The sequence below is a fragment of the Mesorhizobium sp. WSM4810 genome, assembly GCF_055811235.1.
Genome location: NZ_JBVVQV010000008.1, coordinates 199,532 through 214,629, shown reverse-complemented (window position 1 = coordinate 214,629; position 15,098 = coordinate 199,532). Strand labels below are relative to the sequence as shown.

Here is a 15,098-nt window from a genome sequence, read left to right as displayed (position 1 = left end):
GAACTCCGTCCCTCTCAGCCATTCGGCCCGGGTGGCCACTACCCTCGGACACCGGACGGCATCCTTGCAAGGGTGATTATGAGCCTTGCCGAGGGTTTCGCCAGAGACGGATTTGGCGCATCCTCATGTGGCTTTGAAAATTTTGTCCGCTGGACCAGTTACAAGGAAGCGGTTCAATCCGACCTTATCTGGTAGGACCAGACTTGTCTCGTAAGACCAGACTTGTCTCGTAAGACCAGACTGGGGACTGCCGCGATCCGATCGGCCGGCCAGGGAATTCAGGGAGAGAGAAAGATGAACGTCGTTCCGGGTAAGAATGCCGTCAGCACCATCCCATTCGACCATGCCAGGGTCGACCGGCTGATGGAGGAAGCCGGCATCGATGTGCTGCTCGCCACCTCCAAGCACAACACGCAGTATCTGCTGGGCGGCTACAAGTTCATCTTCTTCGCTGCCATGGATGCGATCGGCCACAGCCGCTATCTGCCTGTTGTCGTCTACGAGAAGGGCGGCCCGGACCACGCCGCCTATATCGGCAACCGCATGGAGGGCGCCGAGCACCAGAACAACCCGTTCTGGACGCCGACTTTGCACGCCGCCTGCTGGGGCACGCTCGACGCCGCCAATCTCGCGGTCGAGCACCTGGCGAAAATCGGCAAGGGCGACGCCCGCATCGGCATCGAGCCGGCCTTCCTGCCGTCGGATGCCTACACGCTGATCCGCAAGGCGCTGCCGGATGCAAGGCTTGTCGATGCGACCGATATGCTGGAGCGGATGCGGGCGATCAAGACGGATGCGGAGCTGGAGAAGCTGCGCATCGCCTCTGAACTGATCACCGATTCCATGCTGGCGACCATTGCCTGGGCGCGCGAAGGCACGACCAAGACCGAGATCATCGAGCAGCTGCGGCGCGAGGAGACCAATCGCGGCGCGCATTTCGAGTATTGCCTGTTGACGCTTGGCGCCAGCCACAACCGCGCCGGCTCGCCGCAGGCCTGGAAGACGGGCGAGGTGATGTCGATCGATTCCGGCGGCAATTATCACGGCTATATCGGCGACCTCTGTCGCATGGGCATTCTCGGCGAGCCGGATGCCGAACTCGAGGATCTGTTGGCCGAAGTCGAGGCGGTGCAGCAGGCGGCCTTTTCCAAGGTACGCTCCGGCACGCTGGGTGGTGACATGATTTCCTACGCGGAAGGCGTGCTGAAAGCGTCAAAGGTCGCGCCCTATACCGATTTCTTCGCCCACGGCATGGGACTGATCACCCATGAGGCGCCGTTCCTGATGACCAATCATCCGGTGACTTATGAAGGCACCTATGCCGAAAAGCCGCTGGAGAAAAACATGGTGCTCTCGGTCGAGACGACGATGCTGCACCCGACGCGCGGCTTCATCAAGATCGAGGACACGGTGGCCGTCACCGATAGCGGCTACGTCATGTTCGGCGACCGGGGCAGGGGCTGGAACCGGGGGGACGCTTCATAAGGCGAATGACGGTGCTGCCCCTCATCCGCCTGCCGGCACCTTCTCCCCGTAGACGGGGAGAAGGGAGCTGAGCGCGGCCCCGGCACTCTTCCTGCCAACGCTGGCGGTTGGCGAAACCATTGGTGGCAGCGTCCTTCTCCCCGTTTACGGGGAGAAGATGGCGGCAGCCAGATGAGGGGCGGCGCTGCCGAAGAAGGACATAGCCGAGCCTATTTCCCGCCCGGCGGCAGCAGCCTGAAATCCGGCAGGTCGCGCAACGCCAGTTCCGGCCCGGCCGGCGAATAGACGACGAAAAGCTGCATGGGCGCATCGCCGGTGTTCAGCGTCGAGTGGAAGCGGCTTTCCGGCACATAGATGGTGCAGCCGGGGCCGACCTTCTCGACGACCGGATTGCCGTCCTCGTCCTCGACCATCTGCTCGCCATTGCCTGATATGACGAAGATGATCTCTTCCGCACCCGGATGGTTGTGGCGCGTGTGGCCCTTGCCGGAGGGCAGGTCGACGACGCCGCCGGAAAAGCGCGTGGCGCCGTTCACCTCGGGCGCCACCGTCAGCGACAGCTTGCCCCAGTCGAAGCCGAAGGCGCTGACATCCTTCGGGTAGACAAACACCTTGCTCTTGTCGGTCATCGTCTCATCCCTTCTTTTTCTTCGCGGTCGTCTTGGCGCCGCTTTTTTTTGTTTGCGCATCGGATTTTCCCAAAACCGGTTCCCACTTTTGGCTCCGATGCTCCAGCGTGACCGCCTTGAAATCGGCAGTCTGCCTGGCGATCGCCGCCTCCGCCGGCAGCCGTTCCATCGAGCTTGCCCCGTAAAAGCCGTGCAGGCCCTTGCAGCGTTCGAGGATGTAGCGGGCATCGTCCGGCATCGAGATCGGCCCGCCATGGCAAAGCAGGACGACATCCTTGCGCACGGCACGCGCCGCTTCAGCGATGGCGTCGATCTCGGTCACGCAGGCGTCGAGCGATTTGGCCGACGTCGCACCGATCGAGCCGCCGGTGGTCACCCCCATATGAGCGACGACGATGTCGGCGCCGGCCTTGGTCATGGTGCGCGCCTCGTCGGGGTTGAACACATAGGGCGTGGTCAGGAGATCGAGCTCGTGAGCCGCGGCGATCATGTCGACCTCGAGCCCGAAGCCCATGCCGGTTTCCTCGAAACTCTGCCGCATCTGGCCGTCGAACAGGCCGATGGTCGGAAAGTTCTGCACGCCGGAAAAACCCATCTTCTTCAGCTCGGCCAGCAGCAGCGGCATGATGACGAAAGGATCGGTGCCGTTGACGCCGGCCAGCACCGGTGTCTTCTTCACCACCGGCAGCACCTCGTAGGCCATTTCCTTGACGATCTCGTTGGCGTTGCCATAGGCGAGCAGGCCGGCAGCCGAGCCGCGGCCGGCCATGCGGTAGCGGCCGGAATTGTAGATGATGATCAGGTCGATGCCGCCGGCCTCCTCGGCCTTGGCCGACAGCCCGGTGCCGGCGCCGCCGCCGACGATCGGCACGCCGCCGGCAATCATCTTGCGGAACTTTTCCAGGATCTTCTTGCGCGGTATGGCGGGCATGGCTTCGTCTCTCACTGTCTGGCGATGTCGAGAAAAGCCGCAACCGCAGCCTTGGCGAATTCGGGATCGTTGATGTGCAGCGGCAAGCGGATCACGCGACGCGTGTTATCCGGCAGGATCGTGCGCTCGATGGCCTCGAAGAGTGCTGCATCGGCCTCGGGGTCGAAGAAGGCGCCGCCTTCGATGTCGAGCGCCGAAACGCCCTTTTCGGGAATGAGGAACCGGACCGGTCCCTCGCAAAGGCTTAGTCTTGCACCGATCCATTCGCCGATCCTGCGGCTTTCGTCAGGCGTCGTACGCATTAGCGTCACGTTCGGATTGTGCTCGTAAAACAGCCGTCCGCTATAGCGTTCCGGAATGGTCGGCGGCGCCCAGAAATTCACCATATCGAGCGCGCCGACCGAGCCGACATAGGGCGACTTCGTGCGGGCGATCGCGCCGAAACGGTCTTCGGTTGCCGGCAGAACGCCGCCAAACAGGAGGTCGCAGACCTCTGTCGTCGTGATGTCGATGACGCCGAACAACAAGCCGCTGTCGGCCAGCTTCTCCATGGTGCGGCCGCCGGTGCCGGTGGCGTGGAAGACCATGCAGTCATAGCTCGAACGAAGCTGCTCGGCGATCGAAGTCACGCATGGCGTGGTCACGCCGAACATGGTGAGCCCGATCGATGGTTTGCCGTCGGGCGGCGGCGCCGGTTTTGCAGACATGGCTGCTATTGCCTGGGCAGCGTTGTGCAGCACCACGCGAGACAGCCGGTTCAAGCCGGCCATGTCGGTCACCGACGGCATCATGACGATGTCGGAGACATCGACATAGGGCGCGGTGTCGCCCGAGGCGAGCGTCGAGACCATGATCTTGGGCAGGCCGAGCGGCAGCGCGCGCATGCCTGATGTGATGATCGAAGTGCCGCCACCACCGCCGATACCGATCATGCCGGATATATCGGTGCGCGATTGGACAAACCGGGTGAAGGCGATGGCCATTGCCGCCACCGCGGTGCCGCGGTCGTCGCTGCCCAGCACGGCGCTGCTGCCAACGGGATGGTGGCCGGCGACCTCTTCGGCCGAGACATCGACCGGCACGGTCGCGTTGCGCGTTCCGACGTCGATGCGGGCGACAGCAGCACCGGTGGCTGCGACCGCATCGGCAAGAAAGGCGAGTTCCTCACCCTTGGTGTCGGCGGTGCCCACCACATAGACGCGCTTCATTGCGTTTCCCCAGGTTCGAGGCGCACTCGGCGTTGCTGCCGGCCGCTCTTTTGCCCCGGCCGTTCGGCAGCGCGAAAGGCCATTGCAATTTTTTGAGACGTGCGTATCATATTGACATGAATGTCTCACGTCAACCAGCGGCAGTGCCCGACGATGCCGGTTCTGGAGCGGCGCGCGGGCCGCGCGCCCGCACAAGGCGGTTGATGCTGGAGACGGCGACAAGGCTGATGCAGGCGGGCGCCACGCCCTCGGTCAGCGAGGTCGCCGAAGCGGCGGAAGTCTCCCGCGCCACCGCGTATCGGTACTTTCCAAGCCAGGCGGCGCTGGTGCAGGCGGTGGTCGACGAAGGGCTGGGGCCGATCCTCACCTGGAAATCGACCTCGGCCGATCCCGAGCGCCGCGTCGTCGAACTGTTCGACACGGCCATGCCACGCATCGAAGCCTTCGAGGCGACGTTCAAGGCGGCGCTGAAGCTGTCGCTCGACCAGTGGGCGCGGCGGCAGGCCGGCACACTCGACGGCGAGCCGGCCTTCACGCGCGGCCATCGCATCGATCTGCTCAAGGACGCGATCGCACCGCTCAAGCACCGGCTGCCGCCTCGCGAATTCAACCGCCTGGCACAGGCCCTGTCGCTGATATTCGGCGTCGAAGTGCTGATCGTGCTGAAGGATATATGGGGGCTGGACAGCCGCAAGATGATGTCGGTAGCGCAATGGGCAGCCGGCGCCCTGGTGCGGGCTGCAGTGACGGAATCGATGGCTGGAGGAAACAGACGTGCGCCGGCGACAGCTGCGGAATAGTATCGATCTGGTTCGACCAGATGGGGATGCCTCCTACTGACAATAGTCGGTGTTTCGTAGCGCGAACAAGGGCCTTGCGTATCAACGAGTAGGAAAATTTAAGAAAAACAGACAGATGTTGCTGGAATCTGCTTGTCTGAGGCCCTGCCATCGTCCAAGAAAGAGCTTGACGTGCGTCCGAAATTGGTAATACCAGATCAGGACAATATAGCGGGTCAAAAGTGAGGCTGCGATCCATTTCCGGTTGGGCGAGGAGGCTCGAAAACCGGAACGGCGCCATCACGGAAGGAACTACCAGGGCCGGCCTCGCCGCCGGCTCGGATGATACGGTAGAATGCGCACAAGGGAGGAAATCATCATGCGCAAGACAATGACCAGCATGCTTGCTGGTATCGGCTTAGTGCTCGCCTGCGGAACGTCCGTCTACGCGCAGGATAAGGAACTCACCATATTCTGGGCTGAATGGGATCCGGCGAACTATTTGCAGGAACTGGTCAACCTTTACGAGGCCGAGAGCGGCGTGAAGGTCACGGTCGAGACGACGCCGTGGGGGGATTTCCAGACCAAGGCGTTCACCGAATTCAACGCCAAGGGCAGCGCCTACGACATGGTCGTCGGCGATTCGCAGTGGATCGGCGCCGCCTCCGAGGCCGGTCACTATGTCGACCTCACTGACTTCTTCAACAAGCACAATCTGAAGGAAGTGATGGCGCCGGCGACGGTGAAATACTACGCCGAATATCCATCCAACTCCGGCAAATACTGGTCGATTCCGGCCGAGGGCGACGCGGTCGGCTGGTCCTATCGCAAGGACTGGTTCGAAGATCCGAAGGAGATGGAGGCCTTCAAAGCCAAGTACGGCTACGATCTCGGCGTGCCGAAGGACTGGAAGCAGCTACGCGACATCGCCGAATTCTTCCACCGTCCCGACGAGAAGCGCTACGGCGTCGCCATCTATACCGATAACTCCTACGACGCTCTGGTGATGGGCGTCGAGAACGCCATCTTCTCCTTCGGCGGCGAGCTTGGCGACTATGCCACTTACAAGGTCGACGGGATCATCAACTCCGAGCAGAACGTCAAGGCGCTCGAGGCCTACAAGGAGCTCTATTCCTTCACCCCTCCTGGTTGGGCCAAGAGCTTCTTCATCGAGGACAACCAGGCGATCACCGAGAACCTGGCGGCGATGAGCATGAACTACTTCGCTTTCTTCCCGGCGCTCATCAACGAAGCCTCCAACCCGAATGCCAAGGCCACCGGCTTCTTCGCCAACCCTCCTGGACCGAACGGCGATCAGTTCGCCGCGCTCGGCGGCCAGGGCATCTCCGTCGTCTCCTATTCGCAGAATCAGGAAGAGGCGATGAAGTTCCTGGAATGGTTCATCAAGGACGAGACGCAGAAGAAATGGGCGGAACTCGGCGGTTACACGGCAAGTGCCAAAGTGCTCGAGTCGCCTGAATTCCAGAACGCCACGCCATACAACAAGGCCTTCTACGAAACCATGTTCAAGGTGAAGGACTTCTGGGCGACGCCGGAATATGCCGAGCTGCTCATCCAGATGAACCAACGCGTCTATCCCTACATCACCGGCAATCAGGGCACGGCCAAGGAAGTGCTCGATGCGCTCGCCGCGGATTGGAACGCGACGTTCAAGAAATACAACCGCGTGAAGTAAACGGCACTAACGCTCGGAGGGGGCGGGAGCCGCCCCTTCCGTTTTCTTTTCCGGACAAGGAAGGAACGGGCCTTGGCCACTGCAGTTATGACCACGCTGGATCCCAACTCGCGCTCCGCCGCCCGCGGCATGAGCGACCTTACGATCCGCAATCTCTTCATCATTCCGACGATCGTTTTCCTGATCGTCTTCAACATCTTTCCACTGCTCTATTCGCTTGGCTATTCGTTCACCGACTTTCGCGCGTCGAGCCCCGCGGCGGCCAATTTCGTCGGACTGCAGAATTACCGCGAGCTGCTCAACGACCCGTTCATTTGGTCGAATTTCGCCATCACCGCCAAATATGTCATCGTCTCCGTGGTCGGCCAAGTCATCGTCGGCTTCGGCGTGGCGTTGCTGCTCAATCGCGATATCCCGTTGAAGGGCCTGCTGACGACACTGCTGCTGTTGCCAATGATGCTGTCGATGGCTGTCGTCGGCCTGTTCTGGAAACTGCTCTACGATCCGTCCTTTGGCATCATCAACTATACGCTTGGCCTCGGCTCCTTCGAGTGGCTGTCCAACCCCGACATGGCGCTCTACGCGGTTGCCATCACCGACATCTGGATGTGGTCGCCCTTCGTCATGCTGCTGTCGCTTGCCGGCCTGTCTGCAGTGCCGAAGCACCTCTACGAGGCGGCCGCGATCGACCGCGCCGGGTCGTTCTATACCTTCTTTCGCATTACGCTGCCCCTGGTCGCGCCGATCCTGATGATCGCGATCATCTTTCGCACCATGGAGGCGTTCAAGACATTCGATCTCGCCTACATCCTGACCAGCCAGCCGACCACCGAGGTGATCTCGATCCGGCTCTACAAGATGGCGTTCCAGGAATGGCAGACCGGGCGCTCCTGCGCGCTCGCCTACATCGTGCTGATCATGATCCTGGCGATCACCAACATCTACGTCAAATACCTGAACAAGGTGAAGGAGCGCTAACATGGCCGCTGTCACCACCTCTGCCGAGCGTTCGCTCAACAAGCTCGCCATCGTCGGCGTGCTGATCGTCACGATCATCTTCCTGGCGCCGATCTACTGGATAGCCTCGACGGCGTTCAAGCCGCGCAACCTCGCCACCACCATCCCGCCGACGGTGGTCTTCCAGCCGGAGATATCGCCCTTCGTCAAGCTGTTCACCAAGCGCTCGCAACTGCGCACAGCGCCGACGCCGGAACAATATGCCGCCGCCCCGTGGTGGGAGCGGCTGGTGTTTGACGGCGGCGAGAAGGTGGTGCGCTCGGGCAGGGGCGAGGTGCAGTGGTCCGGCTATCCGAGCCGCTTCATGAATTCGCTGATCGTCGCCATCACCTCGACGATCCTCGCCGTCGGCATGGGCACCTTCACGGCTTACGGGTTCTCGCGCTTCAAGATAAAGGGGGAACAGGACCTGCTCTTCTTCATCCTGTCGACGCGCATGCTGCCGCCGGTGGTAGTGGCGATCCCGATGTTCCTGATGTACCGGGTCGTCGGCCTCAACGACACGCATTGGGGCCTGATCATCCTCTACACCGCCTTTAACCTCAGCTTCTCCGTATGGCTGATGAAGGGGTTCATGGACGAAATTCCGAAGGAGTATGAGGAGGCGGCGCTCGTCGACGGCTATACGCGCATGGAGGCCTTCTTCAAGATCGTGCTGCCGGAAGCGGCCACCGGCATCGCCGCCACCGCCGTGTTCTGCTTCATCACCGCGTGGAACGAATATGCCTTCGCGCTGATCATGACCAACCGCCGCGCCCAGACGGCGCCGCCGTTCATTCCAAGCCAGGTCGGTTCCGGCCTGCCCGACTGGACGGTCATCGCCGCCGGCACCTTCCTGTTCCTGCTGCCGGTCGCCATCTTCACCTTCCTGTTGCGCAACCACCTCCTGCGCGGCATGTCCTTCGGAGCGATCCGCAAATGATCCGCCATGCTACAATCCAGCGCACAGCCGAGATCGTGATGGTGCTCGGCATCATCGCGCTCTGCCAGCCGTGGAACCTCTTTCTGCACCGCTACGGGCTGACGATCATCATTGTCGGGCTGCTGACGTTCATGATCACGGGCTGGGTCGGTCCAAGGCAGGAGCCGAAGGCGACCGGCGCACCGGAAAAAGAAGGTCACGCATGACCCAGATCGAGCTTCGTGGCGTCCAGAAATTCTTTGGCGCCGTCCAGGTCATCAAAGACCTCAATCTCAAGATCGACGACAACGAGTTCATCGTGCTGCTCGGCCAGTCGGGCTGCGGCAAGACGACGACGCTTCGCGCAATCGCCGGGCTGGAGACGATCGACGGCGGCGATGTCCTCATCGACGGCAAGCCGGTCCAGCATCTCAAGGCTGCCGACCGCGACATCGCCATGGTTTTCCAGTCGTTCTCGCTCTATCCGCATATGAGCGTCTACGAGAACATCGCTTTTCCGTTGCGGGCCATGCGCAAGAGCAAGGCGGAGATCGACGGCGAGGTGCGCTCGGTCGCCAAAGTGCTGCAGATCAACGATCTGCTCGGCAAGAAGCCGTCGGCGCTGTCGGGTGGCGACATGCAGCGCGTAGCAATCGGCCGGGCGCTGGTGCGGCGGCCGAAGGCGATGCTGATGGACGAGCCGATCGGCGCGCTCGACGCCAAGCTGCGCGAGGAGATGCGCGCGGAGATCAAGCGGCTGCACATCAAGCAGGGCTCGACCACCATCTACGTCACCCACGACCAGATCGAGGCGATGAGCCTTGCCGACCGCATCGTCATTATGCATGAGGGCGTTCTGCAGCAGGTGGGCAGCCCATCGGAAGTGTATAAGCACCCGGCCAATCTGTTCGTGGCGCAATTCGTTGGCTCGCCGGTGATGAACGTTGCCAATGCGGCGGTGACGATGAACGGCTCCGGCGCCAGGGTCACCGTCGATGGGGCCGCGGAAGGGTTCGTTTTCCCGGCCGAACTGGTCGGCCAGCTTGACGCCGCGAACGTCGGGCAGGACCGCCTTGCGCTCGGCATCCGCCCCGAAGGCGTGATGGTCTCGCGCGAGCCGGCGGACGGTTATCTGCCGGTCGAGGCGCACATCATCGAACCGCTTGGCTCCTACGACATCGTCGACCTCAAGGTCGGGGCACAGATGTTGCGCGCCCGGACCCGTTCCGGTTTCGTCGGCAAGCCGGGGGTCCAGGTCTTCGCCAGGCTCGACCCGGCGCAGGCGCACTTCTTCGACACGACAAGCGGCAATTCGCTGGGGGTGAGACTCTGATGGCCCATATCCAGCTCAAGAACATCTCGAAGACATTCGGCAATCACACCGCATTGGCCGGGCTCAATCTCGACATTGCCGACGGCGAGTTCTTCGTGCTGCTCGGCGAGACCGGCGCCGGCAAGACGACGACGCTGCGCATGGTCGCCGGCCTGGAGAAGCCGACCGAAGGTCAGGTCTTCATCGACGGCGTCGATGTCGCCAATTGGGGTGCCGCCGAGCGGGATGTGGCGCTGGTGCTGCAGCAATATTCGCTTTATCCGCGCTACACGGTGCGCGAAAACCTCGAATTCCCGCTGAAGCCGAAAATCCGCCGCATCGAGCCCGACGAGATCAAGACGCGCGTCGACCGCGTTGCCAAGACCTTGCGGATCGAGCATCTGCTCGACCGCAAGACGGATCGCCTCTCTGGCGGCGAGATGCAGCGCGTCTCGATTGGTCGCGCCATCGTCAGGAAGCCGCGCGTATTCCTGATGGATGAGCCGCTGTCGGCGCTCGATGCCAAGTTGCGCGAGGCACTGCGCACCGAGCTGAAGAACATCCAAATGAACCTTGGCCAGACCTTCCTGTTCGTCACGCACGATCAAATCGAGGCGATGTCGATGGGCGACAAGGTTGGCGTGCTCAACCATGGCCGCATCGTCCAGACCGGCACGCCCTATGAGATCTACAACAATCCGCGCGACACCTATGTGGCGAGCTTCGTCGGCTCGCCGCCGATGAACCTCATCGACGGCAAGCTCGTCAACGGCCGCGTGGTGATGGCACCGCTGAATTTCGAACTGCCTTTTGCGGGGGGGGCCAGGACGAGCGGCGAGACCGACGGTCGCCCGCTCGTCTTCGGTATTCGTCCCGAGGATCTCTATCTCGAGAGCGGGGCACCGGTGGAAGCGCGCGTCCACGATGTCGAGAACCATGGCGTCGAAAAGATCCTGACGCTGCGGGTCGGCGACGCCATGCTGCGGGCCACGGTGCCGGCCAGAACCGATGTCGAGATCGAGCAGCCGGTGCGCTTTGCCTGGGACCCGGACAAGGTGGTGCTGTTCGACAAGGGTACCGGGATAAGCCTTCGTCACGCAGGCTAAGCCGCGTCGCGCAAAAATGCGCGTCTGTTGGGCGGCAAATTGCTAGGCGGCTTGAAGCCTGTGGCCAGGTTTAGCCGGCTTGGCGGGTCTCGGCCTGTTCCTCGGCGCGAAAATGGCTGGGAGCCGATCCGATGACGCGCTTGAACGCCCGACTGAACGACGCGTCGGATTCATAGCCCAGGCGTGCGGCGACGACGGAAATCTTCAACCGGTCGCGGACCAGCCATTGCCGTGCCTGGTGCATTCTCACCTGGGTGACATATTTGGCCGGCGTTTCGCCGACGATCGTCGCGAAGCGCTCGGCGAAGCCCGACCGAGAGGCGCCCATCATCCTGGCCAGCGTCTCCACCGTCCAGTCGCGGTCCGGTTCGAGATGGATCGCGGCCAGCACGCGCCCGATCTCGCGATCCCTCACCGCGGCGATCCAGCCGGACGAGTCGCCGCAGCCGCGCTCGACCCATGAGCGGATGACGGTGGCGGCCAGCACATCGGCAAGCCGTGCCAGAATGCCGCCGGAGCCGACGCGCTCCATCGTCACTTCGCGCGCCATCGCCTCCAGCAGATGCGGGATACCAAGTTCATAGGCTTCCAACTCGTGCGCGCGCATGACGTCCGGCATCATGCCGAGCAATGGGTGCAAACCGTCGAGATTGAAGTACATGCTGCCAAAAAACAGCAGCGTCCCCGGCCGGCAACCTTCATTGGACAGGCAGTAGACGTTCTTGCAGAGTTCCGCGACCTTATAGCCCTGGATCGGCGAAGTCTCGGTGCCCGGCTCGCTCGCCAGGACGTGTGCGGCGCCGCGCGGCAGCAGCACCGCGTCGCCCGCCTTGAGCTCGACCCATTCGCCGGACGGCTGCAGCAACCAGCATCCCTTGCGGCCGATGAAATGAAACCGCGCCGCCGTCTGGGCCGGAAACTGGAGGCCCCAAGGCTCCTGCATCTCACAGCGGCCATATTCGACGCCGTCGAGCCGTAACCCGCGCAATATGTCTGTCAGCGGATCGCCGGTGACCGGAACTTTGGACGAATGGTCAAGCATGATGGTGTTTCTAGCATGGAAACTCCAGGCGGTCACTCCCTATGTTGCACTGCAGCCAAATGTTGCGCTGCAACCAGATCGGAGATCCCATCATGACCGAACCCGCCACAGGCGTCATCGACGCCGTTCTCGATCCGGCGGAAACCGATGAACGAGCCGAGCCGGCGTGGGGGGCGGTCGTATCCCTCGCGCTCGGTGTGTTTGGGCTGGTGACCGCGGAATTCCTGCCTGCCAGCCTGCTGACGCCGCTGGCGCAGGATCTCGGCGTGACCGAAGGCACCGCCGGCCAAGCGGTGACGGCAACCGCCGTTGTCGGCGCGATAGTCGCTCCGACCATGGCCATCGTCACCAAACGGCTGGACCGCAGGCTCGTCATGTGGGGACTGACCGTGCTGCTGATCCTGTCGAACCTGTTGGCGGCGTTTGCGTCCTCGCTTCCCGTCCTTCTGATCGCCCGCATCATGCTCGGGATCAGCCTCGGCGGCTTCTGGTCGGTGTCGGCGGCCATGGCGATGCGGCTTGTCCCGATGCGGCTGATGCCGCGCGCCATGTCGATCATCCTCACCGGCGTTTCGGTGGCGACCGTCTGTGCGGCCCCGGTCGGTGCCTATGTCGGCGACATCTGGGGATGGCGAACGGCCTTCATGATCGCAGCTGTTGTCGGCGCCCTGGCGCTGCTCGTGCAGATCGCCACCCTTCCGAAGCTGCCGCCGGCGGGCGTGGCAAGCTTTCGGACCTTGCTGGAGGTAATAAAGCGGCCGATGATCAGGGTTGCGCTTCTGGTGGTCCTGCTGGTCGCCTCGGGGCATTTTGCCGGCTTCACCTATGTCCGCCCGTTTCTCGAGAAGGTGCCTGCGCTGGACATCGAGACGATCTCGCTTGTGCTGCTCGCCTACGGCATCGGTGGCTTCTTCGGCAATTTTGCCGGCGGCTTCATGGCCGAACGCAGCCTCAAGACTGCAGTGGGCCTGGCGCCGCTGCTGATTGCAGTCGCAGCACTTCTGCTGCTGACCGTCGGCGCCTCGCCCGCGGTGGCGGCGATCGCGGTGGCCGCCTGGGGTTTTGCCTTTGGCGCGGTGCCGGTCGGGCTGCAGACCTGGCTGGTGCGAGCCGCTCCCGACCAGGCAGAAAGCGCTGGCGGGCTGATGGTCGCCACATTCCAGGTGGCCATCGCACTGGGCGCCGTTTTCGGCGGCCTGCTGGTCGACAATGCCGGCGTTGCCAGCGCTTTCGCCTATTGCGGGATCGCGACTTTGCTGCCGGCCTTGGCGGCGTTCCTGCTCGGCCCGAGGAGCGCAACCTAAGTCATCCGTAGGTGCGTCCCACCTAGGACGCCTCCAAGAACTGGCCCGAATATCGGTTATGGTTTTCGGGCCGTGACGATTGCGTTGACAAAACGGCCCAGACTGTCTTCGACGTAGGATGCAACTTCGGCCTTCGGGTCGAAGCTCCACCAAAGCAGCGAGCCTTGCCAGTGCGATGCCATCAGCAGGCCGATGTCCAACGGCGTGTCGACGACAGAGGCAAAGCAAGAGTCGAGGATGTTGCACAGGGATGCCTTCCACGACGCCCCCCGCGCGCGAAGCACCGGATCGCGCAGATCTTCGCGCAGGACGAGCAGGCCCTCTGCATAGGATTCGATGTCGCCATAGTCACGCGATAGCGCCACCAACAATTCGATCGCGCCAACAGGGGTCCTCGGCGTCGCGTCTGCGAGTTTTGTCGTCTTCGCGTCCAGCCTGTCCCATGCCTGCAGCAAGGTTCTTTGCCTGAGCTTGGCCTTGTTCTTGAAACGCTGCACCAGGGTCGATCCGGAGAGCCCGCAAGTTTGGGACAGCCGTTCAAATGTGAGTGCCTCCGGGCCATGCCTGTGGATCAGCCGGTGCGCCGCTTCCAGCACGTCCTCGTCGGATTGCGTTTTTTGCCGAGGCATCTTGACATCCATTTATAACCGAATGATCATTTATATATCTTAACATTGAAGAAGGCCAGCATTGGTTGGTCAGAGCATTGGTTGGTCAGAGTCTGGGGAGTTCAATGACGCTTGAGGGAAAGGTCGCTTTGGTCGCTGGCGCCACGCGCGGTGCGGGGAGAGGTATTGCTGTCGAACTGGGTGCCGCGGGCGCGACGGTCTACGTCACCGGGCGGACGACACGCGCGCATCAGTCCGAATACGCCCGCCCGGAAACCATCGAGGAAACGGCAGAGCTTGTTTCAGCGCAAGGCGGCCATGGCATCGCTGTGCAAGTCGACCATCTGGTTGCCGAAGACGTGCGCAAGCTGGTCGACCGGATACGTGCCGAGCAGGGCCGCCTCGATGTGCTGGTCAACGACATTTGGGGCGGCGAGAAACTGTTCGAATGGAACAAGCCGGTCTGGGAGCATGAACTCACGAATGGTTTGCGCATGTTGCGGCTGGGCATCGACACGCATCTGATCACCGCGCATTACGCGCTGCCGCTTCTGATCGAGCGCCCGGGCGGCCTGCTGGTCGAAGTCACCGACGGCACCGCGGAGTATAATGCCGAGCATTATCGGCTCTCACCGTTCTATGACCTCGCCAAAGTGTCGGTGACCCGTATGGCCTGGGCCCATGCCAAGGACCTCGCCCCGCACGGCGCCACCTCGATTTCGCTGACACCCGGCTGGCTGCGTTCGGAAATGATGTTGGAAGCTTTCGGGGTGACCGAGGACAACTGGCGTGATGCGACAGCAAAAGTGCCGCATTTCGTCATTTCCGAGACCCCGCGCTTTATCGGGCGCGCAGTGGCGGCGCTTGCGGCGGACCCGGATCGTTCGCGCTGGAACGGACAGTCGCTGTCGAGTGGCGGGCTGGCGCAGGTCTACGGCTTTACCGATCTCGACGGCTCGCGGCCTGACGCGTGGCGCTACGTTCCCGAGGTTCAGGACGCCGGCAAACCAGCGGATGTGACTGGCTATCGCTAGCCGTTGACGTCAGTGTGCTGGGCTGTTCGGGCGACAATAAAAAAGT

At 62.4% G+C, this 15,098-nt stretch carries 15 protein-coding genes; 10 read left to right on the top strand and 5 right to left on the bottom strand.

The annotated features are described in order from the left end of the window. Nucleotides 1–294 precede the first annotated feature (294 nt). Entirely contained in the window at nucleotides 295–1,485 is a 1,191-nt protein-coding gene (locus AC0L3O_RS15010) for a M24 family metallopeptidase (protein WP_473615914.1), read from the top strand. A gap of 209 nt (nucleotides 1,486–1,694) precedes the next feature. Here AC0L3O_RS15010 and AC0L3O_RS15005 read toward each other — a convergent pair whose 3' ends face one another. Genes AC0L3O_RS15005 through AC0L3O_RS14995 form a run of 3 tightly spaced genes read right to left on the bottom strand, consistent with a single transcriptional unit; the run spans nucleotide 1,695 to nucleotide 4,253 of the window. Beyond that, nucleotides 1,695–2,114 carry a cupin domain-containing protein gene (locus AC0L3O_RS15005; protein WP_287344163.1) on the bottom strand — a complete coding sequence of 140 codons (420 nt, stop codon included), beginning with the start codon at nucleotides 2,112–2,114 and terminating at the stop codon, nucleotides 1,695–1,697. A 4-nt stretch (nucleotides 2,115–2,118) separates the two neighbouring features. Continuing rightward, complete coding sequence (locus tag AC0L3O_RS15000; protein WP_473535464.1) at nucleotides 2,119–3,045, bottom strand: phosphoenolpyruvate hydrolase family protein; 927 nt, start codon at nucleotides 3,043–3,045, stop codon at nucleotides 2,119–2,121. Between the two features lie 11 nt (nucleotides 3,046–3,056). Continuing rightward, nucleotides 3,057–4,253 carry a Tm-1-like ATP-binding domain-containing protein gene (locus AC0L3O_RS14995; protein WP_473535463.1) on the bottom strand — a complete coding sequence of 399 codons (1,197 nt, stop codon included), beginning with the start codon at nucleotides 4,251–4,253 and terminating at the stop codon, nucleotides 3,057–3,059. Between the two features lie 116 nt (nucleotides 4,254–4,369). On the opposite strand from AC0L3O_RS14995, the gene AC0L3O_RS14990 reads away from it, so the two are divergent. The 7 genes from AC0L3O_RS14990 (at nucleotide 4,370) to AC0L3O_RS14960 (ending at nucleotide 11,064) form a co-directional block, all read left to right on the top strand. Next, entirely contained in the window at nucleotides 4,370–5,053 is a 684-nt protein-coding gene (locus tag AC0L3O_RS14990) for a TetR/AcrR family transcriptional regulator (RefSeq protein WP_128248234.1), read from the top strand. A gap of 358 nt (nucleotides 5,054–5,411) precedes the next feature. Next, a complete protein-coding gene (locus tag AC0L3O_RS14985) occupies nucleotides 5,412–6,728 on the top strand; it encodes an extracellular solute-binding protein (RefSeq protein WP_091595650.1) in 1,317 nt (438 codons plus the stop codon). 72 nt (nucleotides 6,729–6,800) lie between these two features. Further along, nucleotides 6,801–7,706 carry a carbohydrate ABC transporter permease gene (locus AC0L3O_RS14980; protein WP_027153143.1) on the top strand — a complete coding sequence of 302 codons (906 nt, stop codon included), beginning with the start codon at nucleotides 6,801–6,803 and terminating at the stop codon, nucleotides 7,704–7,706. A 1-nt stretch (nucleotide 7,707) separates the two neighbouring features. After that, entirely contained in the window at nucleotides 7,708–8,667 is a 960-nt protein-coding gene (locus tag AC0L3O_RS14975) for a carbohydrate ABC transporter permease (RefSeq protein WP_027153142.1), read from the top strand. After that, the gene (locus AC0L3O_RS14970; RefSeq protein WP_027153141.1) at nucleotides 8,664–8,873 is read left to right on the top strand and encodes a hypothetical protein; all 210 of its coding nucleotides are present in this window, start codon (nucleotides 8,664–8,666) and stop codon (nucleotides 8,871–8,873) included. Before AC0L3O_RS14975 ends, AC0L3O_RS14970 begins: the two co-directional genes overlap by 4 nt. Then, the gene (locus tag AC0L3O_RS14965) at nucleotides 8,870–9,979 is read left to right on the top strand and encodes an ABC transporter ATP-binding protein (RefSeq protein ID WP_128184826.1); all 1,110 of its coding nucleotides are present in this window, start codon (nucleotides 8,870–8,872) and stop codon (nucleotides 9,977–9,979) included. The genes AC0L3O_RS14970 and AC0L3O_RS14965 overlap by 4 nt, the downstream gene beginning before the upstream one ends. Next, complete coding sequence (locus AC0L3O_RS14960) at nucleotides 9,979–11,064, top strand: ABC transporter ATP-binding protein (RefSeq protein WP_473615912.1); 1,086 nt, start codon at nucleotides 9,979–9,981, stop codon at nucleotides 11,062–11,064. Before AC0L3O_RS14965 ends, AC0L3O_RS14960 begins: the two co-directional genes overlap by 1 nt. Before the next feature lie 70 nt (nucleotides 11,065–11,134). Here the strand turns inward: AC0L3O_RS14960 and AC0L3O_RS14955 are convergent, their stop codons facing one another. Further along, nucleotides 11,135–12,106 (bottom strand): AraC family transcriptional regulator, encoded by a 972-nt coding sequence (locus AC0L3O_RS14955; RefSeq protein WP_473615911.1) that lies wholly within the window; start codon nucleotides 12,104–12,106, stop codon nucleotides 11,135–11,137. A gap of 92 nt (nucleotides 12,107–12,198) precedes the next feature. Here AC0L3O_RS14955 and AC0L3O_RS14950 point away from each other — a divergent pair, with 92 nt between their 5' ends. Continuing rightward, nucleotides 12,199–13,410 (top strand): MFS transporter, encoded by a 1,212-nt coding sequence (locus AC0L3O_RS14950; protein WP_473615910.1) that lies wholly within the window; start codon nucleotides 12,199–12,201, stop codon nucleotides 13,408–13,410. Between the two features lie 56 nt (nucleotides 13,411–13,466). Here AC0L3O_RS14950 and AC0L3O_RS14945 read toward each other — a convergent pair whose 3' ends face one another. Beyond that, on the bottom strand, nucleotides 13,467–14,039 hold the full coding sequence (locus tag AC0L3O_RS14945) for a TetR/AcrR family transcriptional regulator (protein WP_473535460.1): 573 nt from the start codon (nucleotides 14,037–14,039) through the stop codon (nucleotides 13,467–13,469). Nucleotides 14,040–14,143: 104 nt separating this feature from the next. Here AC0L3O_RS14945 and AC0L3O_RS14940 point away from each other — a divergent pair, with 104 nt between their 5' ends. After that, complete coding sequence (locus AC0L3O_RS14940) at nucleotides 14,144–15,052, top strand: SDR family oxidoreductase (RefSeq protein WP_473535459.1); 909 nt, start codon at nucleotides 14,144–14,146, stop codon at nucleotides 15,050–15,052. The last annotated feature ends 46 nt before the right edge of the window (nucleotides 15,053–15,098 follow it).

Excerpts from the sequence above, each read along its gene's own strand:
- AC0L3O_RS14960 (WP_473615912.1), top strand. The coding sequence starts at position 9,979 with ATGGCCCATATCCAGCTCAAGAACATCTCGAAGACATTCGGCAATCAC.
- AC0L3O_RS14955 (WP_473615911.1), bottom strand. The coding sequence starts at position 12,106 with ATGCTTGACCATTCGTCCAAAGTTCCGGTCACCGGCGATCCGCTGACA.
- AC0L3O_RS14965 (WP_128184826.1), top strand. The coding sequence starts at position 8,870 with ATGACCCAGATCGAGCTTCGTGGCGTCCAGAAATTCTTTGGCGCCGTC.
- AC0L3O_RS14985 (WP_091595650.1), top strand. The coding sequence starts at position 5,412 with ATGCGCAAGACAATGACCAGCATGCTTGCTGGTATCGGCTTAGTGCTC.
- AC0L3O_RS15010 (WP_473615914.1), top strand. The coding sequence starts at position 295 with ATGAACGTCGTTCCGGGTAAGAATGCCGTCAGCACCATCCCATTCGAC.
- AC0L3O_RS15000 (WP_473535464.1), bottom strand. The coding sequence starts at position 3,045 with ATGCCCGCCATACCGCGCAAGAAGATCCTGGAAAAGTTCCGCAAGATG.
- AC0L3O_RS15005 (WP_287344163.1), bottom strand. The coding sequence starts at position 2,114 with ATGACCGACAAGAGCAAGGTGTTTGTCTACCCGAAGGATGTCAGCGCC.
- AC0L3O_RS14950 (WP_473615910.1), top strand. The coding sequence starts at position 12,199 with ATGACCGAACCCGCCACAGGCGTCATCGACGCCGTTCTCGATCCGGCG.
- AC0L3O_RS14945 (WP_473535460.1), bottom strand. The coding sequence starts at position 14,039 with ATGCCTCGGCAAAAAACGCAATCCGACGAGGACGTGCTGGAAGCGGCG.
- AC0L3O_RS14940 (WP_473535459.1), top strand. The coding sequence starts at position 14,144 with ATGACGCTTGAGGGAAAGGTCGCTTTGGTCGCTGGCGCCACGCGCGGT.
- AC0L3O_RS14990 (WP_128248234.1), top strand. The coding sequence starts at position 4,370 with ATGAATGTCTCACGTCAACCAGCGGCAGTGCCCGACGATGCCGGTTCT.
- AC0L3O_RS14975 (WP_027153142.1), top strand. The coding sequence starts at position 7,708 with ATGGCCGCTGTCACCACCTCTGCCGAGCGTTCGCTCAACAAGCTCGCC.
- AC0L3O_RS14970 (WP_027153141.1), top strand. The coding sequence starts at position 8,664 with ATGATCCGCCATGCTACAATCCAGCGCACAGCCGAGATCGTGATGGTG.
- AC0L3O_RS14995 (WP_473535463.1), bottom strand. The coding sequence starts at position 4,253 with ATGAAGCGCGTCTATGTGGTGGGCACCGCCGACACCAAGGGTGAGGAA.